This is a genomic window from Embleya sp. NPDC025285 (genome assembly GCF_055558835.1).
In genome coordinates this window covers 34,925-56,737 of the sequence record NZ_JBVHLU010000065.1, presented here as the reverse complement: position 1 = coordinate 56,737, position 21,813 = coordinate 34,925, and the positions used below count along the sequence as shown (strand labels likewise).

Genomic DNA, 21,813 nt, shown 5'->3' with positions numbered 1-21,813 from the left:
ATGAGTGCCTCACCCATCGTCCTCGGCATCGAATCGTCCTGCGACGAGACCGGAGTCGGCCTGGTCCGGGACGGCCGGCTGCTCGGCCACGCGGTGGCCACCAGCATGGCCGAACACGCCCGATTCGGCGGCGTCGTACCGGAGATCGCGGCCCGCGCGCACGTGCACGCGGTCACCCCGACGGTGCGCGCCGCGCTGGACGCGGCCGGGCTGCGCCGGCGCGACATCGGCGCGGTCGCGGTGACCACCGGCCCCGGTCTGGCCACCGCGCTCCAGGTCGGCGTGGCCGCCGCGAAGGGCTTCGCACTCGCGCTGGACGTGCCCCTGTACGGCGTGCATCACCTGGCCGGACACGTCGCCGCCGACACCCTCGAACACGGCGCGCTGCCGGACCCGTGTGTCGTGCTGATCGTCTCCGGCGGCCACACCTCGCTGCTGCTCGTGCGCGACCTCGCCCGCGACCCGATCACCCACCTCGGCGACACGCTCGACGACGCGGCGGGGGAGTGCTTCGACAAGGTGGCCCGGGTGTTCGGCCTGCCCTACCCGGGCGGGCCGGCGATCGATGCCGCCGCGCGCGACGGCGACCCGCGCGCCGTCGCCTTCCCGCGCGGGCTCACCGGACCGCGTGACGACCCGTACGCGTTCTCCTTCTCCGGCCTCAAGTCCGCCGCCGCCCGCTGGGCCGAGCGCTCGCGCGCCGCGGGCGCCGAGTTGCCGGTCGCCGACGGCGCCGCCGCGCTCCAGGAGGCGGTGGCCGACGTGCTGACCCGAAAGGCCGTCGCGGCCTGTGTCGCACACGACGTGCGCACCCTCGTCGTGGTCGGCGGCGTCGCGGCCAACTCCCGGGTGCGCTCGCTCGCGGCCGAGCGCTGCGCCGCCGCGGGCATCACGCTGCGGGTGCCGCCGCCGCGCCTGTGCACCGACAACGGCGCGATGATCGCCGCCGTCGGCGACCTGCTGATCCGCGCCGGCGTCGCGCCGGCCCCGCTCGACGTGTCGATCGACCCGTCCGCACCCCTGGAGTACGCGTGCCTGCACCCCGTGGCGACACCCGCGCGAGCGGCCGGATGACCCCGGAGATCCGCCGATTCACCGCCGCCGAGCTCACCCGGTACGCGGAGGGCATCCGCGCCGTCTACGCCGAGGCCTTCGCCGAACCGCCGTGGGACGAGGGGCCGGAGCAGGCCGACGAGTACCTGCGGCGGCTGGCGGCGGACGCCGGCCGGCCCGGCTTCGTCGGCGTCGTCGCGGTGGCCGAATCCACCGGCGCCGTGCTCGGGTTCTGCACCGCGTGGACCACCACGACACCGATGCCCACCGGCCGCTCGTACGACCGGGTCGCCGAGGCGCTGGGTCCGGAGCGGACCCGGGCGTGGCTCTGCGGCGCGCTGGAGGTGGACGAACTCGCGGTCTCCGGCGCGGCCCGGGGCACCGGAGCCGCCGCCGCGCTGCTGGAAGCGGTGACCGCCGACGCCGTCGACGGCCGCTCCTGGTTGCTCACCTCCACGCAGGCGGAACCGGCCCTGCGCTTCTACGCGCGCCAGGGTTGGCGGCGGATCGCCTCGGCCGAGTGGCCGGGCACGGTGGTGCTGCTGCACCCCCGGCACCCGGCGCACGATGCGGCGGTGCCGCAGGGTCAGGGCGCGGAGCGCAGCAACCAGTCGTTGTTCGCGTCGCGGCCGAACTCGGGGTCGTTGGGCGGATCGGCCGGGAGTTCCTCGACCTGATCGGCCGGTGCCACCCGCTCGGGCAGCTTGCCCCAGCGCTCGGCGCGAGCCGCCTCGGCGGTGCGATCGGCGGCCTTGTCGGGAGTCTCCTCCACCGACGGATGTCCACGCTGCTCTTCGTTGCCCATGAGCCCCTGCCCGGTTCGGACGTGCACGCTGACACCCCAACGGTACCGCCACCCGACCCGGGGATACTGGGGACGTGTATGTCGAACGTCGTTCCCGGCTGGCACCGCTGATCGTGTGGACCCGCACGGTCGAGACGGCCGGATCCGGTCGCGTGCTGCCGGACGGGTGCATGGACCTGATCTGGTCCGGCGACGAGTTGATCGTGGCCGGACCCGACACCGCCGCGCACCTGGTCCAGGACAGCCCGGGCGCGCGCCACGCGGCGGTGCGCTGCGCCCCCGGGTTCGGGCCCGCGCTGTTCGGGACGCCCGCCGACGCGCTGCGCGACCGGCGGGTCCCGCTGGCCGATGTGTGGGGCGAGCGCGACGCACGGGAGTTGGCCGAGCGAATCTCCGCCGCCGCCGACCCGGCCGCCGTCCTGGAACACGTGGCCGCCTCGCGGCTGCGCGAGCACGACGCCGACACGGCACGGTTCGCAGGCACCGTGGTCGGCGAACTGCGGGCCGGCGCGGACGTCGCCACGGTCGCGGCCGGGGTCAACCTGAGCGAGCGTCAACTGCACCGCCGCTCGCTCGCCGCGTTCGGCTACGGGCCCAAGACGCTGGCCCGGGTGCTGCGCCTGGACCGCGCGCTGGACCTGGCCCGACGGGGCGTCCCGGCCGCCAGGGTCGCGGCCGTCACCGGCTACGCCGACCAGGCCCACTTCGCGCGGGACGTCAAGGCGCTGGCCGGCGTCCCGCTGCGCACCCTGCTGGATTGAACCCCGACGCTCGCCCCGCTGCCCGGCCGGCTACTGTGCGGCGTCCGGCAGGGGTGCCATCAGATCGACGCCGTTTCCGTCCGGGTCGTGCACGACCGCGTACCGCTGGCCCCAGAACGCGTCCCACGGCGGCAGGTGGCCGGTGTGTCCGGCCGCGACCAGTTCGCCGTACAGCTTGTCCACCGCGGCCGGATCGGCGCACATGAAGGCCAGCGCGGCCCGATGACCGCCGGTCGGCGCGGTCCACTCGGGGTCGAACGAGCGGACCGTTCCGACCGTGTCCAGGACCAGCAACGGCCCGCCGGGCAAGGTCACCTCGACGTGCGGCAGCGCGTCGTCCCCGGCGGGGATGTCCAGGCCGAGCGCGCGGTAGAACGCGAGCGACGCGGGCATGTCGGCGACCACGAGGCCGATGAAGTGGAAACGCAACGCGCGAGAAGTCATGCCCTCACGCTAGCCGGCGCCGGCGGCCGGGATCTTGAACGAATCGGACGTGTTCGCGCGACGGACCCGAACGTGTTCGCGTGACGCGTCCGGACGAGTTCAGGCCCGTGCCCGACGAGCCGCCGTCACGGCCAGCAACCCGGTCGCCGCGGCCAGGGCGCCGCCGAACCACAACACGGCGGACGTGGCCACCGCGTCCACCGCGACGCCGCCGAGCAGCGAACCGAGCGCGATGGCGACCTGGAAGCCGGTCACGAACACCGCCGACGCCGCCTCGGGGGCGTCCGGCGCCGAGCGCGACAACCACGCCTGCAACCCCACCGGCACCGCGCCGTACGCGAGCCCCCACGCGAGCATCGCGGCCACCGTGCCCGGCGTCCATGTCCGGGTCAGCGCGAGCAGCACGACCGAGACGCCGAGCAGCCCGGCCGCGACCGCGAGCGTGCCGTGCGGGGCGCGTCCGGTGTACGCGCCGGCCACGAAGTTGCCGACCACACCGGCCACGCCGTACCCGAACAGCAGCCCGCCGATCGGCCCCGGACCCAGGTCGCCGACCCGCTCCAGGACGGGCCGGATGTAGGTGTACGCGCCGAAGTGCCCGGCGATCACCAGGATCAGCCCCGCGGCGCCCAGGAGTACGGGACCGCGGCCCAGCAGCGCCCGCAGCTCGCTCGGTCGCACGGCCCGTTCGGCGGGCAGCGGCGGGAGCAGCAGCAACAGCGCGGCAAGGACCACCGCGGCGAGCCCGGCCATGGCGGCGAACGCGACGCGCCAACCGGCCCATTCGCCGATCATCGTGCCGATCGGCACACCGACCACCGAGGCCACCGACACCCCGCCGAAGATCATCGCGGCGGCCCGGCCGACCGATCGGGCGGGTACCAGGCGGACCGGCAGGCTCGCGCCGATCGCCCAGAAGCCGCCGAGGCCGGCGCCCACCAGGACCCGGGCGACCAGCAGGGTGGCGAAGTTCGGCGCCAGCGCGCTGATCGTGTTGGCGGCCAGCAGCACGAACATCATCACGGCCAGCACGATCCGCCGATCCACCCGACCGGCGGCGACGAGCACGATCGGCGCGGCGACGCCCGCGACCACCGCGGCCAGCGTCATGGCCAGCCCGGTGGTGCCGTCGGACACGTGCAGGCCGTGCGAGATCGGGGTGAGCAGGCCGACCGGGAGCATCTCGGTGCTGACCACCGCGAAGGTACCGACGGAGACGGCCGCGACGGCGAGCCAGGACCGGGCGCCGGCCCTCTCGGCGGCCGACCCGGATTCGGCGGCGGACCCGGGAGCAGAGGCCTCGGGATCGGCGGCGGACCCGGGATCTGCGATTGACGAAGGGGACGAAGCGGTGTCGACGACTGGGTTGGACATGGCGTCAACCCTGGTCACCGGGCCGGGACCGAACAACGGCCAAGATCGCATGCGTGCACAAGCCTCGCTTATGCTCGCAGGTCGAAGTCCGGTGCCGGGTCCGAGCGGGCATCGCGTACTGGCCCGGTCGACCCGTACCCGAGGGGGAGGAGAGCGCGGATGAGCGTGGAGTTCCGCGAGTTGGAGTGTTTCGTCGTGTTGAGCGAGGAACTGCACTTCACCCGCACCGCCGCCCGGCTCTACACGTCGCAGGCCCGGGTCAGCCAACTGCTGCGGCAACTGGAGGATCGGATCGGCGCCCGGCTGTTCGAGCGCAGCAGCCGTCGGGTCGAGCTCACGTCGCAGGGCGCACTGTTCCTGGCCGAGATGCGGCCCGCGTACGCCGAACTCACCGACGCGGTCGAGCGCGCCCGCTCCCGAGCCCGGGGCATCGAGGGTGTGCTGCGGATCGGCTTCGTCGGCACGCCCTACGGCACCCTCCTGGACCTGGTCGGCGACTTCCGCGCCGGACATCCGCAGGCCCGCGCCGACCTGGTCGAGACGCCGCTGTCGGATCCGTTTAGCGCGGTGCTGCGCGGCGAGATCGACGCGGCCTTCGTGACCCTGCCGGTGGTCGACCCCGCGCTGCGCACCGGCCCGGTGATCGCCGCCGACCCGCTCGTGCTCGGGGTCTCCACCCGGCACCCGTTCGCGCGGCGCGAGCACGTGGACGCCGAGGAGTTGGCCGAGTGCGCGCTCGTGGACATCGCCGGGCCGGCCCCGGCGCGCTGGCGTGAACTCCAGTCGCCGACGGTGACCCCGGGTGGTCGCCCGATTCCCCGCGGACCGGTCGCCGGCACCCTCCAGGAGGTGTTGTCGCTGATCGCCGCCGAGCGGGGAGCGCTGCTGTTCTGTGCGCAGTTCGCCGGCTACAACGGGCGCCCCGACGTCGCGTTCGTGCCGGTCACCGGCCTGGCCGAGTCGGCGGTCACGCTCACCTGGCGGGCCGGGCACGAGACGAACCTGCTGCGCTCCTTCGTCGCCGTGTCGAGCCGGCCGCCGATGGCGGCCTGACCCTGGGCGTGTCTTCGATCCCCGCGGGGCTTTGAAGACACGCCCTATGGCGAGCGCCCGTGGCGACGGGCCATACCGTGGGGGCGTTCACCGATGCCTGCCGAAGGACCTGGTCATGCCGCTGCTCACGATCAAGTCCGAAGGTGAGGTCGAGGTCGAGGTTCGGCGCTCGCGCTTTCTGTGCGCCGTCGCGCGGGTGGCCGACGACGCCCAGGCGCAGGCATTCCTGGCCCGGCGCCGGGCGCTGCACCCCTCCGCGCGGCACAACTGCTCGGCGTGGATCGCGGGCGGCCAGGAGAAGGGATACGACGACGGCGAACCGTCCGGTACGGCGGGTGCGCCGATGCTCCAGGTGCTCCGGCGCCGCGAGCTCACCGAGACGGTCGCCGTGGTGACCCGATACTTCGGCGGCATCATGCTCGGCGCCGGCGGCCTGATCCGGGCGTACGGCTCGGCGGTGACCGAGGCGGTGGACACGGTCGGGGTGGTCGAGTTGCGACCGATGCTGGTGCTGACGGTGGACGTCGACCACGCGCACGCCGGCCGGTTGGAGAACGACCTGCGCGGGCTCGGCCACGAGGTGCGCGACATCCGGTACGGGGCCGAGGTGGCGATCGACGTGTGCGTGCCGGAGCCGGATCGGGAGCGCTTCACCGCGCGGTTGACCGACCTGACCGGCGGCCGGGCGAGCGCCCGCGAGACGGGGCGCACGTTCGTCGAGGTGGACGCCTCCTGAAACATTTCCTGACGGACTTCTCACGCCGGTGTGCGCCGGCCCGGTTGAAACGCGCCCCAGGTCGGAACACCAAGGGGTGTATGGGGTGCTCGCACGGGGCTGCGGGAAATGAGGAAGTGATGACGGCTGGATACGACGAGAGGTCGGCGACCGACCAAGCGAAGGTCGACCGGGCCGTTCGCGAGCGGGTGATTCGGGCTCGCGCGGTGTTGTCCGAGGCCAGCGCCACGCACGACACGAACGCGTTGTCCCCCGCGTTGGACGAATTGGAGGACGCGTTGCACGCCGCACGGGAATACGGCGTGACGGTCCCACCGACGGGCAACGGCTGATCGCGCCGGGTCAGGGGTCTCGGGCAACCCCGCGTCGGCGGGTCCGACGACGAAGCGGGTGAGACGCACCCGCGGACCCGTGGCGCTACGGCGAGCAGCAGAGTGGTCCGGCGAAGGTCCGCGCGTCGGGGTCGGGGGACGGCGGTGCGAGTCGGATGGTCCTCCAGGGGTCGTCGGCGGAACCTGCCCGCATGGTGAGCGCGTCGCCGGCTCGACCCGGGTCCGCGTGGGATGAGGGCGGTAGTGCGACCGGGGACCGATTCTCCGGTCCCCGGCCGCACCCGAGGGGTCAGATCGCCTTGTGCATGCCGCCGTCCACGACATAGTCCACGCCCATGATGTTCGCGGCCCGCTCGGAGGCCAGGAACAGCACGACGTCGGCGATTTCCCGCGGCTCGGAGACGCGACCGGTGAGCACACCCATCGCCTGCGGAAGCACCTCGTCCATGAACACCTGCGCGGTGGTCCCGGCGGACGCGGCCATCATGTCGGCGAACTGCCCCGGGTCGGTCCACAGCGGCGTGCGCACCGGACCGGGCGAGACGGTGTTCACCCGCACACCCTGCGGGCCGAACTCCTCGGCGAGCGACTTCGAGTACGAGCTCAGCGCGGCCTTCGATGCCGAGTAGTGCACGAGCGACGAGGACGGGAGGTGACTGTTCAGCGAGCTGATGGTGATCACCGCGCCGCCGCCCCGGGTGACGATGGACGGCATCGCGGCCCTGGTCGCGCGCACCGCGCTGAACAGGTTGATCTCGAAGATGCGCTGCCACTCGGCGTCCTCGACCCCGATGATCGAGGGCGTCGGCGCACCGGTCCCGACGTTGTTGATCAGTACGTCGACCCCGCCGTGGGCGTCGACGGCAGCCTGCACCAGCTCGGCCGGACCATCCGGGTGAGCCAGGTCCACGGCCACCGGAAGTACGTCGAACTCCCCGCGCAGCGCCATCAGTTCGGTGGATATGGTGCGGCTGCCGGCGACGACTCGGGCGCCCTCCTCGGCGAAGCCGCGCACGATCGCCAGGCCGATGCCCTTGCTGCCACCGGTGACCACGACGACCTTGTTCTTCAGGTTCAAGTTCATGGCTCAATCATTGTTGCGCGGATAGCTCAGGTCTGGCGGAAATCCGCCGCGGTGTTTCGGCGGGGCGGGCTGGGCCTCCCGGCGCCTTCATCGGCTCGCCGGCCGGGGCGCGAAAAGCGCGGCAGGGCGGCAGTGCGGCCGGGCGCCAGGGCGGCCGGGACGGCGTCGAGATCGGTGAACGGCCCTGCCGCGACGCGCTGTTCGGCGGACGGACGGCGGCGGCACGGATTCGGGCGATGACCGAATGTGCGGCGGGCCGAGGCGACGTCGGCGGCCGGCGACGCGCGGAGGACGGTCGGTGGCAGCCGACCGGGTCAGGCGGGTCGGCTCGCCTTCAGGGCGTTGTCGAGGAGGGCGCCGGTCTCGGCGATCGCGGTGGACAGTGTCGTGGGGGTCAGCCGGGACACGATCTCGTCGACGCCGCGCAGGCCCGCGCGATCCAGCAGGGTCTTTTCGTTGGTCACCCACTCGCCGCGACCGGCCGACACCGCGTGTGCCGCCTCGCACGCCGCGCGCCCGATCGCGCCCGCGACGTCGGTGACATGGCCGTGGCCGGCGTGCGCCCCGTCGGCGTACGCGAGGGTCAGCCGCGCGTCGTCGCCCCACCTGGTGTGTCCGGTGCGGCGCAGCGCCTCCGGGTAGGAGGGGCGCGGCAGGTCGCCGAACAGCACCCGGTTGACCGCGAGTTCGGCCACCACCAGGTAGGTCGGCACGCCCGCCAGGTGGAACAGCAGCCGCTCGACCTCGAACCGGCCCTCCCGCGCCTGGGCCAACCGAAGTTCCACGTCCGCGAGTTCGCGATAGTGCAGATCGACCGCCCGGTCCTGGACGGTGAGCCAGGCGCCGCCGTTGAACACCCCGCCGCCCCACGCGCCGAACTCGGACACCTCGCCGGGCCAACCGAGGCCGCGGACCGCGTCCGGGGTGAATCCGTCCCGGTAGTAGACCGAGAAGTCCCAGTCGCTGTCCGGGCGGTGGGTGCCCTGGGCGCGCGACCCGCCGAGCGCGACCGCCGCGACGCCGGGCAGCGCCGCGAGCCGTTCGGTGACGTGGGTGGTGAAGGATGCGTCACTGGTCATGATCGCAGGCTACAACGCGCCGCGCGCGGGCCCTTCGACCCGCGCGCCTGGCCCGGCGGGGCCGACAGGACCCGCCCCTGGCCCGGCGCGGTCAGGGCCGCAGGTAGCCGCGGGTGACCGCCTCGTCGATCAGTTCCAGGGTGTAGGCCCACAACGACGGCGAGCCGTCCGCGATCGTGCTGCCCTGCTTGGCAAGCACCTGGGTGCGGGTCAGGTCGTACTCGCGCCACGTGCCGCCCTCGGTGTGGAAGTTGAGCAGGCACGGCTGGAACCGGTCGATGGCCTTGGCGAAGCGCGCGTCCGGGGTCTCGCGGGCCTCGAACTCCTCCCACAGGGCGCGCAGTTCCGCCCCCTGCGCGGCGGGCAGCAGACCGAAGATCCGGTCCGCGCCCTTTTGTTCGCGCTCGGACTGGTCCACCTCGGCGACCGAGTCGTAGTAGAACGTGTCGCCCGCGTCGATCTCGACCAGGTCGTGGATCAACAACATCCGGGTCACCCGCGCGACGTCGACCTCGGTCGCGGCGTGCTCGGCCAGCGTGCCGGCCAGCATGGCCAGGTGCCACGAGTGCTCGGCGGTGTTCTCGCGGCGCGAGGCGTCCGCGACCAGGTTGCGCCGGACCACACCCTTGAGTCGGTCGATCTCCAGGATGAAGCCGATCTGCGCGGCCAGGTGCGCGTCGGTGGGCGGGAACAGCGGGACACCGGACAAGGCAACTCCTCGGTCGAACGGTCGGGCGGCGTCCGGATCGCCCGACCGTCGCGCGGGCGCGGCGGCCGACAGCCGACGGTCGACGACTGCCGGCCGACAGCGGGTCGGCGGTGCGCGCGGTCGGCGGTGATCGCGGACGCCCCCACGATATGCAACGCGGTCGCGCCGAGGATCGCCCCGGGTCCGCGGGAGCCGCAGCCCACGCCGGCCCGCGCCGCCGCGACCGTCGCGCGGCCCCCGCATCAGCGCAACTTGGCCAGCAGCGCCGGGTGATCCGCCAGCGCGTTCTCGACCATCGCGGTCGCCATCGGTGCCAACGCGGCGACGTCCGCGCCGGCCCAGTCGATCGGCCCCTGCGGTGGCTCCGGGTCGTACTCGATACCCAACTGGATCGCGCGCGCGACGTCCGCGCCGGCGATTTTCTCGACCACGTGCAGCGCCATGTCGATCCCGGCGGACACACCCGCCGCGGTGACCACGTCGCCGTCCTCGACCCAGCGCTCGGCCACCGGTTGCGCGCCGAAGGCGGTCAGCCGGTCGCGGAACATCCAGTGCGTGGTCGCCCGGCGCCCGGTCAACACGCCGGCCTCGCCCAGGATCAGCGAACCCGAGCACACCGAGGTGGTCCAGGCGGCGGCGGCCGACGCGGTGCGCACGTAGTCGAGCAGCGGGGCATCGGCGAGGGCCAGCAGCGTCGCCTCCTCCCCGCCGGGAACACACAGCAGATACGGCGCGGGCACCTCGGCGAAGGTGCGATCGGCGGCCACCCGGAGCGGAGTGCCGGTGGACACCGGGTCGGTGTTCGCGGCGACCACGCTCACCTCGAAGCCGAGCCCGAACCGGGCCAGGGCGGTGAACACCTCGAGCGGACCGACCAGGTCGAGCAGGGTCAGGCCCTCGTACAACACGAACGCGATGGTCCTGGGAGGGGGAGCGGCGGGATCGTGCGCGGTGGATGCGGTCATGTGACGACCTTCGCGTGCCCGCGCCGGCCGTGACGAGGACGATGTCCGAATCCTTGCGATCCCCGTCCTTCGGACACTAGGTTTCCGGGCCATGGACACTCACCCGACCCCGCGCCCGGCCGCGCGCCGGGTGATCGTGGTCGGCTACCCCAACTCCGCGCTCCTGGACATCGCCTGCGTCACCGAGACGCTGATCACCGCGAACACGCTCGGCGCCGACCCGCCCTACGACGTCCGCCTGGCCGGGCTCGGCGGCCGGCCGATCGCGTGCTCGGGCGGCTTCGAGTTGACCCCGCACATCCCCCTCGAACACGTGGTCGGCGCGGTGGACACGCTGCTGATCTGCGGCGGGTACGGTCACGAGCGGGCCGCCGAGGACGAACGCTTCGTCGGCCACCTGCGCCGGGCGGCCCGGGAGGCGCGGCGGGTGGCGTCGGTGTGCACGGGTGCCTCGGTGCTGGCCGCGACCGGGCTGCTGGACGGCCGACGAGCCACCACACACTGGGCGTACGCCCGGCAACTGGCCGCCGACCGGCCCGCGGTCACGGTGGACGCGGCTCCGCTGTTCATCCGCGACGGCCGGATCTCCACATCGGCCGGGGTGACCGCGGCGCTCGACCTGACGCTGTCCTTCATCGAGGAGGACCACGGGCCGGACCTGGCCCGGCACACCGCGCGCGGCCTGGTCACCTACCTCCAGCGACCCGGCAACCAGGCCCAGGTGTCCATGTTCGTGGCCGCGCCGCCGCCCGAACACCCGCTGGTGCGGCGGGCGACCGCGTACGTGACCGGCAACCTGGACGCCGACCTGAGCACCCCGGCGCTGGCCCGCGAGGTGGGCATCGGCGCGCGGCACCTGACCCGGCTCTTCCACGCCCAGTTGGGCACCTCGCCGGGCCGGCACGTGCGAGTGGCCCGCACCGAGGCCGCGGCCCGGCTGCTGGTGTCCACTCGGCTGCCGCTGAGCGCGATCGCGCGCCGTTGCGGGTTCGGTACCACGGAGACGTTGCGGCTGGCCTTCGCCGACCTGTACGCGTGCTCGCCGTCGGCCTATCGGCGATCCGCCGGCGATCCGGACGGGCCGCCGGTGTCCGCCGCCGCGACGCCCTCGGGCACGATGTAGTCGCGAATCAGCCGTTCCGCGTCGCGCACCAGCGGCCGGAAGACCTTGTACCGGGACAGCGAGATCACCCGCTCCACCATCGGGGTGGTGCGCGCGACGAACGCGCGTGACTTGGCGCACTCGGGGGAGCGGTCGTAGACCCAGAAGAGCACGATGCCCATCAGGTGCAGCCACAACAATTCGGGCAGCAGCTCGGCGAGTTCGTCGTCGATCCGGAGCGAGGAGCCGCGCAGGACGTCGGCGAACAGCCCGGTGACCTGTTCGCGGATCGGATACGACTCCGCGGAGAACGGGCTGAGCGGGCTCTCCGGGTCCGCGGCGTTACGGAAGAACTGCACCGCGAACGCGTGGTACGGCTCGGCGACGTCCAACCACGCGGACAGCACCACCTGGAGCCGGTCGCCGAAGTCGCGGACTCCGCGCAGGTCCCGCCGGCAACGGTCGACGTGTTCGTGGGTGACCTGGTCGTAGAAGCCGTGGATCAGGTGTTCCTTGGAGCCGAAGTAGTAGTAGGCGTTGCCGACCGAGACGCCGGACTCCTGGGCGATGGCCCGCATGGTCGTCTTGTCGTAGCCGCGCTCGCGGAAGAGCCGCAGCGCGGTCTCCAGGATCAGAGACCGCGTCTGCTCGCTCTTGCCGGGCCGACCGCCCCGGTCCGGCCGCTCGCTCTTGTCGGCCGGGTTCGATGCGTCGGTGCCTTCCACGTGCTCCACGACAGGCAAGGTTAGTGCTCGAATTCGCACTGGTCGCCACACGCGACCACCGTCCACGGTTCGCGGTAGGGATCCTCGTACGGATACGGGGGGACCGGCCCCCGCCGGGTGACCGCACGGATCCGGGCCGCGGCCAGTACGGCGGCCCGGGCCATCGGCATGCCCATCGGCGTGGCGAGCCGGTAGGACAGGCCGCGGTAGGCGCGCAGTGCCCACGCCACGGTGATCCACGCGGCCGGGCCGGTCCACACCTCGCCGGCACTGCCGACGACGGTCAGTTCGCGCATGGTCGCGACGTGGTCGAGTTCGGGGTAGCGGTTGCGGGCCCGGGGCGAGCCGGCCGGAAGCAGGTCGACGGCGAGCAGGGTGGGCTGCCGGGCGATCCAGTCCGAGAGCGCCGTGCACAACGGGCAGTCGGCGTCGTACAGGACGGTGAGGCGGCGGATCGGGGTGGGCGGCTCGGGGGTGAGCGGCTCGGGGGTGGGGGTGCCGTGCCGGGCCGTCCCCTCCGATCGGCCCGGCACGGTGTTCTCGGGAAGGTTCTCGGTGGGGTGCTCGGGAAGGGCGATCATCGGGATCAGACCCCGGGTGCGGGTCGGGTCGTGCTCTGCGGGTGCACCGGCGGGCCGAAGTCCCGGCCGGAGACCTTCCGTGCCCGCCGGGCGCCGCCGTCGGTGCCGTAGGCCTCGTCCGCCAGACCGCGCTGCCGGATGCGGTTGAGCACGTAGACGTTCAGCAGGTGCAGCACACCCAGGACCAGCAGCACGGTGCCGAGTTTGACCGACAGCGCCTCGACCGAGTCGCGGGCGGTGTCGATGGTGCCGCCGCCCTTGAGGTAGAGCGCGACGAAGCCGAGGTTGACGAGGTAGAAGCCGACCACCAGGAGGTGGTTGACGGCGGCGGCGAGTTCCTCGCGTCCGCGCAGGACGTCCTGGAGGAAGACCTGCCCGCTGCGGCTGAGGGTTCGGGCCACCCAGACGGTGAGTCCGACGCTGATGACCAGGTAGATGACGTACGTGACAACGGTCATGTCCATTGACCGGCTCCTTTTTGAACGTGTTCAAACTGGCCGACGAGCGTGACTGTAGACCTGTTTTTGAACACGTTCAAGTCGCCGTGGCCAGGTGCCGGATGGAGTGGCGAACACTTCGGGCGGAAACCACGAAACCCGCCGAACACACCGCGAGTGCGGTGGGATCGACGGGTGTTCGGGGCCGGCGGGAGTGGAGTGACGGCGGAGACCCGCGCCGAGTACCTGCGTGCAGTCACCTCTGCCGAACCGGGTGGGGTCGAGGGCGTGACGCGGCGCGCGGTGGGCCGGGGTTCAGTCCCGTTCGACGTCGGTTGTGGTCAGCAGGGCGTAGCGCTCGGGGTCGGCGCGGCGGATGTGTCGGGCCATCAGCAGGCCCGCGCAGAACACGATCGGCAGCGGGACCAGCAGCGCCGCGTTCACGCCGTCGGCCGCGCCGGTGAGCAGGTCGAAGTGCGCGACCGCGAGGACGGTGAGCAGGACCAGGCCCGCGCCCGCCGCGAGCGGCGCCAGTACCACCCGGAAGCGGGAGAGCCCGCGCCGGTCGCGGCGGAAGAAGCCGAACACCGCGAACGCCGCGAGGGCCTGCATGGCCATCACGCCCAGGACGCCCACGCCGTTGGGCCACAGGAAGGTGACCGTGTACGGGTCGACGTCGGCGAGCGCGCCGACCACCACCACGGCGAGCCCGATCGCGCTCTGCACCACGACCGCGCGCCCGGGCGAGCCGGTCCGCCGGTCGACCCGGCCCAGTCCGCGCGGCAACAGCCCCTCGCGGCCGAGCGCGTACATGTACCGCGTCGCGGCGTTGTGGAAGGCGAGGGTGGCGGCGAACGCGCTGGTGATGATCAGCACGTGCATCGAGTCGGCCAGCCAGGCCCCGACGAACTCGCCGCCCGCGGTGAACACCAGGTCCGCGCCGCCCTCGCCGTTGGCCACCGCGACCGACTCCTCGCCGCCGAACGCGCCCATCACCACCCACACGGTGAACGCGTAGAACAGCGCGAGGAAGCCGACCGCGATGTAGGTGGCACGCGGCACGGTCCGCTCCGGCTCGCGTGCCTCCTCGGCGTAGATCGCGGTCGCCTCGAATCCGGTGAACGCGCCGATGGCCAGCACGAACATGCCCGCGACGCCGTCCCCGGACAGGTGGGTGGGGTCGAACACGCCCGGATCGAAGGTGGATCCGCCCCGATCGCCCAGTACGCCGATCTCCAGCACCAGCAGGACCAGTACCTCCAGGGCGAGCGCGATGCCGAGCACCTTCGCGCTCAACGTCACCCGCAACCAGCCCAGCAGGGCGACACCCGCGACACAGCCCAGCGCCCAGACCCACCACGGCAGCGCGAACCCGGTCAGGTCCTCGACGCCGGTCGAGGCGAAGTAGCCGAAGCACGAGACCATGCCGATCTCGATCAGGTTGTACGACACGACGGCGACGTACGCGGCGCCCACGCCGACGGCCTTGCCCAGGCCCCGGGCGATGTACGCGTAGAACGCGCCCGCGTTGCGGACGTAGCGGCTCATCGCGGTGAAACCGGCGGCGAACAGCGCGAGCAGCAGGCCCGAGAGCAGGTAGCCCAACGGCGCGGCCAGGCCGCCCATGCCGATCGCGGCGGGTGCGACGCCGGCCATCGCGGTCAGCGGCGCGGCTGCCGCGACCACGAAGAAGACCAGGTCCGCGGTGCCGATGCGGGCGTTCGCGAGCGTGTTGCCGGGGTCGACGGGGGCCGCGACGGAGGGCGCGGCGGTTTCCTGACGGATGGTCATGAGGGTTCTTCTCCGGGGCGGGGGAGGGGTGCGACCGGCTCGACGGGACGGGTCGAGCCGGTGGTCGGGAGGTCGGCGACCGGACGCAGGGGTGGGTGGGCCCGTGGTCGGGAATGGTCGAGAGTCGGCTGCGTGGGGCGGCTGGGCCCGTGGTCGGGCGAGTGGGGTGGCGCCGGTCGGTGCGGTGTGGTCAGCCTGCGAGTCGGCCGTCGGTGGCGACCACCCGGCCGCCGTGCAGCACCAGTCGGCGGGCGGGGTGTGCGGCGACGGCGGCCTGCGTCGAGGTCGCCTCGACCACCACCAGGTCGGCGCGCGCGCCGACCCGCAGCCCGTAGTCGGCCAGGCCGAGCGCCGCGGCGGCGGCGTCGGTGACCAGGTCGGCGGCGACGGCGAGTTCGGCGTCGGTGCACAGGTCCTGGCGCAGGCCGACGATCGTCGCGCGTTCGAGCATGTCCCCGGTGCCGTACGGCCACCACGCGTCGCGGATGTTGTCCGAACCGGCGAACACCCGCACACCGCGCTCGCGCAGCGCGAGCACCGGCGGCATCGGGCCGCTCGGGCCGTTGGTCAGGATCGACACGCCGGCCGCCGCGAGGGCGTCGGCGGTGCGGGCGAACTCGGCGGGGGCCAACGCGCCCAGACAGTACGCGTGGCTGACCGTGACGGTGTCGGCCAGGCCGAGCGCGGCGGTGCGCGCGGCGATCTCGCGCAGCTGCGCCGCGCCCGGCTCGCCGCCGTCGTGCAGGTGCAGGTCGATGCCCGCGCCGTGCCGTTCGGCGAGTCCGAAGACCACGTCCAGGTGGCCGGCCACGTCGCCGTCGAAGCCGAGCGGGTCCAGGCCGCCGATCAGGTCGGCGCCCTCGCGCAGCGCCGCGTCGAGCAGGTCGGCCACTCCCGGGGCGGTGACGATGCCGCTCTGCGGGAACGCCACGAGCTGCATCGACAGCAGATCCCGGCAGCGCTCGCGCAGTTCGACCAGCGCGTGCAGGCCGGTCAGACCCAGCCACGGATCCACGTCCACGTGTGAGCGCAGGTGCCCGGTGCCCAGTGCGACGACCCGGCGGACCAAGTGCTCGGCCCGCTCGCCGACCGGCACCCGCACCCGTTCGCGCAGCGCGTGCTCGGCGGCGACCCGCTCGCGGATCGTGCCGCCCGTCACGTGTGGTTGCCAGTCGGCGCCCAGGAAGGTCTTGTCCAGGTGGATGTGCCCGTCCACGAACGCGGGCAGCACGAGCGCCCCGGCCAGGCCGAGCGCGCCTGTGGGAGGTGGGCCGAAGCGCTCGACCGCAGGCGTCACGGCGGCGATGCGGCCGTCACGAAGGGTGAGGTCGGCTCGGGTTCCATCGGGCAGCGTCGCGTCGACAAGCAGGTCGGGACGGGATGTTACGGACAATGGATCGGACAAGGCGACCTCTTCTCGGAGAGCGGAGGTTGCTCAACGTAGCTGGTATACCGAATACCAGACAAGAGTTTCGCGGGTCTCGATTCGACTCCGGGCACACACTGCGATGATCTGCGGAGCCGACGATCGACGACCGGCCGTTCGCCGGACGAGGCCGGACGGGCCGAGGAGGGAAGTGCGGGGCATGGAGGACAACGGGCCGGCCCGACCTCGGCCGAGCATCGGCGCGGCCGACCGCTCGCTGCGCGATCAGGTGTACGAGGAACTGCGCGAACGCATCATCGAGGGCGACCTCGAACCCGGCCGCCGGCTGGTCGAACGCGAGATCGCCGCCGAGTTGGAGGTCTCCCGGGTACCGGTGCGCGAGGCCGTGCAGCGTCTGCAGGCCGAGGGCTTCGTGACCGGGCACCCGCGCCGGGGCGCGGTGGTCGCCCGACTGCTGGGTCCGGACCTCGCGCACTTCTTCGACATCCGGGAAAGCCTGGAGGAGTTGGCCGCGGGCCTGGCCGCCGAGCGGGCCGACCCTGCCGGCCGGGATCGGCTGGGCGCCTTGCTCGCCGCCGCGCGGCGGGCGGGCGAGGCGGGGGCGGCGGGCGAGATCGCCGCGTCGAACGCGGCCTTCCACGCGGAGATCGTCGCGCTGTCCGGCAACCCGATGCTGGTCGCCATCATGGAGCCGCTGAACGGCCGACTGCGCTGGTTGTTCCGGCTCACCGCGCAGCCGGAGGACCATCCGGTGATGTGCCGCGAACACGAGGCGATGTACGCGGCGATCCGGGCCGGCGACGCGGATCGGGCGCGGCGGCTGGCCCACGACCACGTGGTCGCCAACCGCCGGATCACCATGGCCGCCCTCGCCGACGCCGACCGGACGCCCTGAGCGCCGCCCCGACCGGCTACGCCCGCACCGTCGGCGGCAGCCGGACGTTCCGGGCGTCCGCCGCCGTCAGCGCTCCGGCGTCGGGGCCCACACCCCGGCCGCGGTACCGGCGCGCACGTGCCCCTCGTACGCGACCACCTTGCCGTGGATGACGTCCAGGCTCGCGTTCAGGTCGGCGACCCGGGCCCGCACGGTCTCCTCGTGTTCGCGCAACAGGGCCAGTCGCTGCGGCTCGTTGCCCGGGCCCGAGCGCACCAGCGCGGCGAACTCCTTGAGCCGGGCGATCGGCAACCCCGAGTCGCGCAGCCGATTGCACAACAACAGCCAGTCCACATCCGCGCGTTCGTATACCCGCCGGCCGCCGGCGGAGCGCGGGATCGGGCGCAGCATGACGCCCTCGCGCTCGAAGAAACGCAGCGCGTGCACGCTCAGCCCGGTCGCCTCGGCGACCTCGCCGATGGACAGGCGATCCGTGTCCTCGGTCCCACCGACAGCCCCGGTCATGCCGACGAGGCTACCTCGGCCGGACGTTGACCTAGACCGCACTCCAGCTTCTAGCGTCGCGTACATGATCATCACACAACGCCGGATCGGCTCCGGCTTCGGCGCCCACAGCAGCACCCACGACGTCCTGGCCGGCATCGACCTGTCCGACACGACCGCGCTGGTCACCGGCGGATACTCGGGACTGGGCCTGGAGACCACCCGCGCGCTGGTCGCGGCGGGCGCGCACGTGATCGTGCCCGCCCGCAGGGTCGATCCGGCCCGGGCCGCGCTGGGCGACCTACCCGGCACCCGGGTGCACGCCCTCGACCTCGCGGACCAGGAGAGCATCCGCGTCTTCGCCGACGGGCTCCTGGCCACCGGCTGCCCGCTCGACCTGATCATCTGCAACGCGGGTGTGATGGCCTGGCCCAAGACCCTGGTCGGGCCGGGCTGGGAGGCCCACTTCGCGATCAACCACCTCGGCCACTTCGCCCTGGTCAACCGGCTGCTTCCGGCTCTGACGCCGGGCCGCGCCCGGGTGGTGTCGGTGGCCTCCTCGGGACACTTCCTCTCCGACATCCGCTGGGCCGACCCGCACTTTCGCGACGGCTACGACCGATGGGTCGCGTACGGGCAGTCCAAGACCGCGAACGCGCTCTTCGCCCGGCACCTGGACGAGCTCGGCGCGGGTCGGGGTGTGCACGCCTTCGCCCTGCACCCGGGCAGCATCCTGACCCCGCTGCAACGGCACATCCCCCGCGAGGAGCAGCTCGCACAGGGTTGGATCACCCCCTCCGGCGCACCGGCCGCCGGCTTCAAGACACCCGCCCAGGGCGCGGCCACCACCGTTTGGGCGGCCACCTCGGCACTGCTCGACGGGCACGGCGGCGCCTACCTCCAGGATTGCGACATCGCCGAGCCCGCGACCGGCGACGACATGCTGATGGGCGGGGTCAAGCCCTGGGCCGCGGACCCGCAGCGGGCGGCCCGCCTGTGGCGGATGTCGGCCGGACTCACCGGAGTGGACGCGTTCGGCTGACCGCGGAGACCCGGTCGCGCGGGGCCGGCGTGGCGCGTTCCGGTCGGTCCCGCCCGGTCGTGTGGCGGCCTTATCATCCACATGATCGACAACTCGGTGACCGCGCTCGGCCCGAGCGCGCCGGGTGGCGACGACCCCGGGAGCGACCTTGTCCGACGCGCTGGAATACCACGCCCTGCATATCGCGGTGGAGACCGAGAGCGAGGGGCGGGCGATCCTCGAGGAACTCGCCCGGGACCCGGGCCGGTTCGGCGAGATCGCCCGGAAACGTTCCAAGGACCCGCTGTCCGCCGCCAACGGCGGCGATCTGGGTTGGGGACAGGAGGACGACTACGCCGACGCGTTCGCCGAGGCGTTGGTGCGACTGCGTCCCGGTCAACTGAGCGATCTGGTCGCGTCCCAGTACGGCTTCCACATCATCAAGCTCGCGGGCACCCGCCCGGCCCGCTTCGTCGACGAGGACTGACCGAGCGGCGCGTGCCCCGCGCGCGGCCGGGCCGGGCGCGAGCGCCGGGCGGGTCGATCGCGGTGCCGGGCGGGTTCGGATGCGGGCGTCGGACGGTTCCGGGCGTGGGCCGGGCGGGTCCGATTGGTGCAAGCGCTCTTCGCGTGCGGGCGGGGGCGGGCGCGAAAGGGGATGCATCCGCAGGGCGACCGCGTGCGTGCAAAGGGTAGGGCCGTCGGTTCCGTCGGGACCCCGTGGCACGGCCGTCCGATCGAAAGGGACCGCGAGATGACTCGTACTCGGCAGACGCAGGACACTCACCGACGCACGTCGAGGAAGGTGTTCGGCGCTGCGGCCGTCGCGCTCGCCGCGATCGGCGTCTGCGCGGCGCCCGCCTCGGCCGTGCGCTTCGGCACCGACGCGCCCGCCGGTGCCGCGCCGTACGCCGTGGCCCTGTTCACCGCCGACGGCCAACAGTTGTGCGGCGGAACGCTGGTGGCCCCGAAGAAGGTGCTCACCGCGGCGCACTGTGTGAACGGGCTGGAGGACCCGACCGCCATCACGGTGGTCGCCGGACGTCTGGACCTGTCCGGCACGGGCGGACAGACCCGCAAGGTGACGAAGACCAAGGTGCACCCGAAGTTCGAGGAGGGCACGCTCACCTACGACGCGGCCGTGCTCGAACTGGACCGCTCGCTGAGCCAAAAGCCCCTGCCGATCGCCGGCGCGAAGGACGGCGCGCTCTACAAGGTCGGCAACAAGGCGACCGTCTACGGGTGGGGCAAGACCGATGGCGGCGCGACGACCACGCGACTCAAGCGGACCACCCTGGTGCTCTCGCCGCTGGCGCAGTGCGAGCCCTACACGTTCCCCGAGGACAGCCCGGCCACCCGGGTGTGCGGCCAGGCGCCGGCCGACAACCCCGGCACCAGCATCTGCCGCGGCGACTCCGGCGGGCCGCTGGTGGAGAAGGGGAAACTGATCGGGATCGTGTCCACCGGCAACAAGTACTGCACGGGCGAGCAGCCCGAGTCGGTGTTCACCCGGGCGAGCGCCGTGACCAAGGGGCTCGGCCTCTGAGTGGTTCCGGGAGTCCGGAACAGCGCGTGATCCGTCTCGGCTGAGCAGGTGGGTTCGGCCGAACAACCGCATTCGTGAGGACGAGGGCGCGTCGCCGATCGGGCGGCGCGCCCTCGTCGATCCCGTCGTACGCCCGTCCGTACACCCACCCTGGTGCCCTCCATCAGCCCGGTCCCGCGCGGGTCGACCTCGCTATACACACTAGGTATACCTGCTGTGTATAGTGCTCCGCATGTCAATCGGACACACCCTGCTCGGGCTCCTGGAGTCCGGCCCCCGCCATGGCTACGACCTCAAGCGCAGCTTCGACGAGCGCTTCGGGCGCGACCGTTCGCTCGCCTACGGCCAGGTCTACTCGACCATGTCGCGGCTGCTGAAGAACGGGCTCGTGGAGATAGACGGCCTCGAGACCAGCGGTGGCCCCGAGCGCAAGCGCTACTCGATCACCGACGCCGGGGTCACCGACGTCGAGCAGTGGCTCGGCCAACCCGAGAAGCCCGAGCCCTACCTCCAGTCGACGCTCTACACGAAGGTCGTGCTCGCGCTGCTCACCGGCCGGGACGCCAACGAGATCCTGGACACCCAACGCGCCGAGCACCTGCGCATGATGCGCGACCTCACCCGGCGCAAGATCGACGGCGACCTCAGCGACCGACTGATCTGCGACCACGCGCTGTTCCACCTCGAGGCGGACCTGCGGTGGCTGGAACTGACCACCGCACGCCTCGGCGAACTCACCCAGGAGATCCGCACGTGACCGACGCCCTGCTCAGTGGCCAGGATCTGCACAAGACGTATGGTGCGACGCCCGCGCTGGCCGGCGCGGAGTTCACCATCCGCGCGGGCGAGGTCGTGGCCATCATGGGTCCGTCCGGATCGGGCAAATCCACGCTGCTGCACTGTCTGGCCGGCATCGTCCGGCCCGATTCCGGCGCCATTCGCTACGACGGCCGCGACGTGACCGCCATGACGGACGGGCAACGCAGCGCGCTGCGCCGCGGCGACTTCGGTTTCGTCTTCCAGTTCGGCCAGTTGGTACCCGAGTTGACCTGCCTGGAGAACGTCGCGCTGCCGCTGCGGCTGAACGCGGTCAAGCGCAAGGAGGCCGAGGCGAGAGCCCGCGAGTGGATGGAGCGCCTGGAGGTCGCCGACCTCGCGGGCAAACGACCCGGTGAGATCTCCGGCGGGCAGGGTCAGCGGATCGCGGTGGCCCGCGCCCTGGTGATCCGCCCGCGGGTGGTGTTCGCGGACGAGCCGACCGGTGCGCTGGACTCGCTCAACGGCGAACGTGTCATGCAGATGTTGATCGAGGCGGCCCGCACCACCGACGCGGCGATCGTGCTGGTCACCCACGAGTCCCGGATCGCCGCCTACTCCGACCGCGAGATCGTGGTCCGCGACGGCCGGTCCCGAGACATGGCGCGTGCCGCGTGAAGGTGTTGCGCGACCT

General features: G+C 72.8%; 26 protein-coding genes. 13 read left to right on the top strand and 13 right to left on the bottom strand.

The window, feature by feature from the left end:
- Positions 1 to 1,074, top strand: coding sequence for a tRNA (adenosine(37)-N6)-threonylcarbamoyltransferase complex transferase subunit TsaD (gene tsaD, locus ACZ4FV_RS34135; protein ID WP_395868084.1), 1,074 nt, complete (start codon positions 1 to 3; stop codon positions 1,072 to 1,074).
- Positions 1,032 to 1,730 carry a GNAT family N-acetyltransferase gene (locus ACZ4FV_RS34130; protein ID WP_465324101.1) on the top strand — a complete coding sequence of 233 codons (699 nt, stop codon included), beginning with the start codon at positions 1,032 to 1,034 and terminating at the stop codon, positions 1,728 to 1,730. The genes tsaD and ACZ4FV_RS34130 overlap by 43 nt, the downstream gene beginning before the upstream one ends.
- Here ACZ4FV_RS34130 and ACZ4FV_RS34125 read toward each other — a convergent pair.
- Entirely contained in the window at positions 1,640 to 1,885 is a 246-nt protein-coding gene (locus ACZ4FV_RS34125) for a hypothetical protein (RefSeq protein WP_395868080.1), read from the bottom strand. The two genes, ACZ4FV_RS34130 and ACZ4FV_RS34125, sit on opposite strands and share 91 nt — an antisense overlap.
- A 47-nt stretch (positions 1,886 to 1,932) precedes the next feature.
- Between ACZ4FV_RS34125 and ACZ4FV_RS34120 the strand changes: the two genes are divergently transcribed.
- Positions 1,933 to 2,619, top strand: a complete 687-nt coding sequence (locus ACZ4FV_RS34120) for a helix-turn-helix domain-containing protein (protein ID WP_465324099.1) — start codon at positions 1,933 to 1,935, stop codon at positions 2,617 to 2,619.
- Positions 2,620 to 2,649: 30 nt separating this feature from the next.
- On the opposite strand, the gene ACZ4FV_RS34115 is transcribed toward ACZ4FV_RS34120, so the two are convergent.
- A complete protein-coding gene (locus tag ACZ4FV_RS34115; protein WP_465324097.1) occupies positions 2,650 to 3,063 on the bottom strand; it encodes a VOC family protein in 414 nt (137 codons plus the stop codon).
- Between the two features lie 99 nt (positions 3,064 to 3,162).
- Positions 3,163 to 4,437, bottom strand: coding sequence for an MFS transporter (locus ACZ4FV_RS34110; RefSeq protein WP_402230211.1), 1,275 nt, complete (start codon positions 4,435 to 4,437; stop codon positions 3,163 to 3,165).
- Positions 4,438 to 4,596: 159 nt separating this feature from the next.
- Here ACZ4FV_RS34110 and ACZ4FV_RS34105 point away from each other — a divergent pair, with 159 nt between their 5' ends.
- The 3 genes from ACZ4FV_RS34105 to ACZ4FV_RS34095 all read left to right on the top strand — a co-directional run bounded on the left by ACZ4FV_RS34105 (position 4,597) and on the right by ACZ4FV_RS34095 (position 6,558).
- On the top strand, positions 4,597 to 5,490 hold the full coding sequence (locus ACZ4FV_RS34105) for a LysR family transcriptional regulator (protein ID WP_465324094.1): 894 nt from the start codon (positions 4,597 to 4,599) through the stop codon (positions 5,488 to 5,490).
- Between the two features lie 115 nt (positions 5,491 to 5,605).
- Positions 5,606 to 6,226 (top strand): YigZ family protein, encoded by a 621-nt coding sequence (locus tag ACZ4FV_RS34100; RefSeq protein WP_402230215.1) that lies wholly within the window; start codon positions 5,606 to 5,608, stop codon positions 6,224 to 6,226.
- 119 nt (positions 6,227 to 6,345) lie between these two features.
- Entirely contained in the window at positions 6,346 to 6,558 is a 213-nt protein-coding gene (locus tag ACZ4FV_RS34095) for a hypothetical protein (RefSeq protein ID WP_395868069.1), read from the top strand.
- 289 nt (positions 6,559 to 6,847) lie between these two features.
- Here ACZ4FV_RS34095 and ACZ4FV_RS34090 read toward each other — a convergent pair whose 3' ends face one another.
- The 4 genes from ACZ4FV_RS34090 to ACZ4FV_RS34075 all read right to left on the bottom strand — a co-directional run bounded on the left by ACZ4FV_RS34090 (position 6,848) and on the right by ACZ4FV_RS34075 (position 10,395).
- On the bottom strand, positions 6,848 to 7,642 hold the full coding sequence (locus tag ACZ4FV_RS34090; RefSeq protein ID WP_395868067.1) for an SDR family NAD(P)-dependent oxidoreductase: 795 nt from the start codon (positions 7,640 to 7,642) through the stop codon (positions 6,848 to 6,850).
- A gap of 314 nt (positions 7,643 to 7,956) precedes the next feature.
- Complete coding sequence (locus tag ACZ4FV_RS34085; protein WP_402230220.1) at positions 7,957 to 8,721, bottom strand: nucleotidyltransferase domain-containing protein; 765 nt, start codon at positions 8,719 to 8,721, stop codon at positions 7,957 to 7,959.
- Positions 8,722 to 8,812: 91 nt separating this feature from the next.
- On the bottom strand, positions 8,813 to 9,430 hold the full coding sequence (locus ACZ4FV_RS34080; RefSeq protein WP_402230222.1) for an HD domain-containing protein: 618 nt from the start codon (positions 9,428 to 9,430) through the stop codon (positions 8,813 to 8,815).
- Positions 9,431 to 9,672: 242 nt separating this feature from the next.
- On the bottom strand, positions 9,673 to 10,395 hold the full coding sequence (locus ACZ4FV_RS34075) for a DJ-1/PfpI family protein (protein WP_465324090.1): 723 nt from the start codon (positions 10,393 to 10,395) through the stop codon (positions 9,673 to 9,675).
- Positions 10,396 to 10,486: 91 nt separating this feature from the next.
- Here ACZ4FV_RS34075 and ACZ4FV_RS34070 point away from each other — a divergent pair, with 91 nt between their 5' ends.
- Positions 10,487 to 11,518 (top strand): GlxA family transcriptional regulator, encoded by a 1,032-nt coding sequence (locus ACZ4FV_RS34070; RefSeq protein ID WP_395868059.1) that lies wholly within the window; start codon positions 10,487 to 10,489, stop codon positions 11,516 to 11,518.
- On the opposite strand, the gene ACZ4FV_RS34065 is transcribed toward ACZ4FV_RS34070, so the two are convergent.
- The 5 genes from ACZ4FV_RS34065 to ACZ4FV_RS34045 form a co-directional block, all read right to left on the bottom strand.
- Entirely contained in the window at positions 11,446 to 12,231 is a 786-nt protein-coding gene (locus tag ACZ4FV_RS34065; RefSeq protein WP_395868057.1) for a TetR/AcrR family transcriptional regulator, read from the bottom strand. The genes ACZ4FV_RS34070 and ACZ4FV_RS34065 overlap by 73 nt on opposite strands.
- A gap of 11 nt (positions 12,232 to 12,242) precedes the next feature.
- A complete protein-coding gene (locus ACZ4FV_RS34060) occupies positions 12,243 to 12,803 on the bottom strand; it encodes a thiol-disulfide oxidoreductase DCC family protein (protein ID WP_395868055.1) in 561 nt (186 codons plus the stop codon).
- Positions 12,804 to 12,808: 5 nt separating this feature from the next.
- Positions 12,809 to 13,267, bottom strand: a complete 459-nt coding sequence (locus ACZ4FV_RS34055; RefSeq protein ID WP_402230229.1) for a hypothetical protein — start codon at positions 13,265 to 13,267, stop codon at positions 12,809 to 12,811.
- Between the two features lie 288 nt (positions 13,268 to 13,555).
- The gene (locus ACZ4FV_RS34050) at positions 13,556 to 15,031 is read right to left on the bottom strand and encodes an APC family permease (RefSeq protein WP_465324086.1); all 1,476 of its coding nucleotides are present in this window, start codon (positions 15,029 to 15,031) and stop codon (positions 13,556 to 13,558) included.
- A 190-nt stretch (positions 15,032 to 15,221) separates the two neighbouring features.
- Positions 15,222 to 16,424: an amidohydrolase family protein gene (locus ACZ4FV_RS34045; protein ID WP_465324084.1), complete on the bottom strand. Its 1,203-nt coding sequence runs from the start codon at positions 16,422 to 16,424 to the stop codon at positions 15,222 to 15,224.
- Positions 16,425 to 16,617: 193 nt separating this feature from the next.
- On the opposite strand from ACZ4FV_RS34045, the gene ACZ4FV_RS34040 reads away from it, so the two are divergent.
- Positions 16,618 to 17,313 carry a GntR family transcriptional regulator gene (locus ACZ4FV_RS34040; protein ID WP_395868047.1) on the top strand — a complete coding sequence of 232 codons (696 nt, stop codon included), beginning with the start codon at positions 16,618 to 16,620 and terminating at the stop codon, positions 17,311 to 17,313.
- Positions 17,314 to 17,379: 66 nt separating this feature from the next.
- On the opposite strand, the gene ACZ4FV_RS34035 is transcribed toward ACZ4FV_RS34040, so the two are convergent.
- Positions 17,380 to 17,817 (bottom strand): MerR family transcriptional regulator, encoded by a 438-nt coding sequence (locus ACZ4FV_RS34035; protein WP_465324082.1) that lies wholly within the window; start codon positions 17,815 to 17,817, stop codon positions 17,380 to 17,382.
- A 64-nt stretch (positions 17,818 to 17,881) separates the two neighbouring features.
- Here ACZ4FV_RS34035 and ACZ4FV_RS34030 point away from each other — a divergent pair, with 64 nt between their 5' ends.
- The 5 genes from ACZ4FV_RS34030 (at position 17,882) to ACZ4FV_RS34010 (ending at position 21,797) form a co-directional block, all read left to right on the top strand.
- Positions 17,882 to 18,838, top strand: coding sequence for an oxidoreductase (locus ACZ4FV_RS34030; protein ID WP_465324080.1), 957 nt, complete (start codon positions 17,882 to 17,884; stop codon positions 18,836 to 18,838).
- Positions 18,839 to 18,986: 148 nt separating this feature from the next.
- Complete coding sequence (locus ACZ4FV_RS34025; RefSeq protein WP_395868042.1) at positions 18,987 to 19,304, top strand: peptidylprolyl isomerase; 318 nt, start codon at positions 18,987 to 18,989, stop codon at positions 19,302 to 19,304.
- A gap of 267 nt (positions 19,305 to 19,571) precedes the next feature.
- Positions 19,572 to 20,363 carry a S1 family peptidase gene (locus tag ACZ4FV_RS34020; RefSeq protein WP_465324078.1) on the top strand — a complete coding sequence of 264 codons (792 nt, stop codon included), beginning with the start codon at positions 19,572 to 19,574 and terminating at the stop codon, positions 20,361 to 20,363.
- A gap of 232 nt (positions 20,364 to 20,595) precedes the next feature.
- Positions 20,596 to 21,120, top strand: a complete 525-nt coding sequence (locus ACZ4FV_RS34015) for a PadR family transcriptional regulator (protein ID WP_395868038.1) — start codon at positions 20,596 to 20,598, stop codon at positions 21,118 to 21,120.
- Positions 21,117 to 21,797 (top strand): ABC transporter ATP-binding protein, encoded by a 681-nt coding sequence (locus ACZ4FV_RS34010; protein ID WP_395868036.1) that lies wholly within the window; start codon positions 21,117 to 21,119, stop codon positions 21,795 to 21,797. The genes ACZ4FV_RS34015 and ACZ4FV_RS34010 overlap by 4 nt, the downstream gene beginning before the upstream one ends.
- The last annotated feature ends 16 nt before the right edge of the window (positions 21,798 to 21,813 follow it).